Genomic DNA, 2,026 nt, shown 5'->3' on the forward strand with positions numbered 1-2,026 from the left:
CGCCGCGCCGGCACCGCGGGCGTCGCCCGGGCCGGGCTGGCCGAGCGCCTCGCCGGGCTCCCCGCCGACGGCCGGGGCGCGTTCCTCGTCGAGCTGGTCCGTACCGAGGCCGCGACCGTGCTCGGCCTCGGCTCCGGGGACGGCGTCGACGCCCGTCACGAGTTCCGGCGGATCGGGTTCGACTCGCTCACCGCGATCGAGCTGCGCAACCGGCTGGGCAGCGCGTCCGGGCTGACCCTGCCCGCGACGCTGATCTTCGACTACCCGACCCCGGAGCGGCTGGCCGCCTACCTGCTCGAGGAGCTCGCGGGCGAGGACACCGGCCCCGTCGGCGACGGCCCCGTGGTCGCCCGCGCCGACGCCGACGACCCGGTCGTGGTCGTCGGGATCGGCTGCCGGTTCCCCGGCGGCGTGGGCTCCCCGGAGCAGCTGTGGGACCTCGTCGCGAACGGCACCGACGCGATCACCGGCTTCCCACCGGACCGCGAGTGGGACCGGCACCCGCCGCTGGGTGGCGGTGAGCCCGCCGACCTCACCGGCCAGGGCGGGTTCCTCGACGACATCGCGGGCTTCGACGCGGAGTTCTTCGGTATCGCCCCGCGTGAGGCGCTGGCCATGGACCCCCAGCAGCGGATCCTGCTGGAGGTCGCGTGGGAGGCCGCCGAGCGCGCCGGGATCGACCCGCACACGCTGCGCGGCAGCCGTACCGGGGTGTTCATGGGGGTGTCCGGTCAGGACTACTCCGGCCTGGTGATGCGCTCCGCCGACGACATCGCGAGCCACGCGACCACCGGCCTCGCCGTCAGCGTCGTGTCCGGGCGGCTCGCCTACGTCCTCGGCCTGGAGGGCCCCGCGCTCTCGGTCGACACCGCCTGCTCCTCGTCGCTGGTGTCCCTGCACCTCGCCGCGGCCGCACTGCGGTCGGGCGAGTGCGACATGGCACTCGCCGGCGGCGTCACCGTGATGACGACCCCCGCGAACTTCACCGGCTTCTCCCGGATGGGCGGGCTGGCGGGCGACGGGCGCTGCAAGGCGTTCTCCGACTCCGCCGACGGCACGGGCTGGTCCGAGGGTGCGGCTGTGCTCACCCTCGAACGGCTCTCCGCCGCGCGCCGCCACGGGCACCGGGTACTCGCCGTGGTCCGCGGGTCCGCGGTGAACCAGGACGGTGCCTCGAACGGGCTCACCGCTCCGAACGGGCCCGCCCAGCAGCGGGTCATCCGCCAGGCGCTGGCCGACGCCGGGCTGGAGCCCGGTGACGTCGACGCCGTCGAGGCGCACGGCACCGGCACCCCGCTGGGCGACCCGATCGAGGCCCAGGCCGTGCTCGCCACCTACGGCCGGGAGCGGGACCCGCAGCGGCCGTTGCTGCTGGGGTCGGTGAAGTCGAACATCGGGCACACCCAGTCCGCGGCGGGCGCCGCGGGACTGATCAAGATGATCATGTCGATGGCGCACGGGGAGCTGCCGCGGACCCTGCACGTCACCGAGCCGTCCTCGCACGTGGACTGGTCCGACGGCACCGTCGCCCTGGTCACCGAGCGGACCCCGTGGCCGGAGACCGGACACGCCCGCCGCGTCGGGGTGTCGTCGTTCGGGATCAGCGGCACGAACGCCCACGTGGTGCTCGAACAGCCGCCCGCCACGCAGCCGGCACCTCCGGACGCCGCCACCCCGGATGCCGCCGCCCCGGACGCCGCCGGCCCGGATGCCGCCGCCCCGGAGGTCGTCGCCTGGCCGGTGTCCGCCCGGACCGAGGCCGCCCTCGACGCCCAGCTCGACCGCCTGCGCACCGCCGTTCCCGGCCTGACCCCGACCGCCGTCGCGCGCACCCTCGCCACCGGACGGGCCCTGTTCGAGCACCGCGCCGTGCTGCTCGCCGGGCCCGGCGGGACCACCGAGGCCGCCCGCGGCGCCGCCGCCACCCGCGGCACCGCGTTCCTGTTCTCCGGACAGGGCGCCCAGCGCCTGGGCATGGGCCGGGAGCTGCACGCCCGGTTCCCGGTGTTCGCCGACGCGTTCGACG

General features: G+C 76.4%; 1 protein-coding gene. It reads left to right on the top strand.

The window, feature by feature from the left end:
• Positions 1 to 2,026 (top strand): type I polyketide synthase (locus GTW08_RS13210; RefSeq protein ID WP_237453806.1); only part of this gene is annotated, 2,026 nt, incomplete at both ends.

This window comes from Pseudonocardia sp. SID8383, assembly GCF_009864975.1.
GTDB classification, from domain to species: Bacteria; Actinomycetota; Actinomycetes; order Mycobacteriales; family Pseudonocardiaceae; genus Pseudonocardia; species Pseudonocardia alni.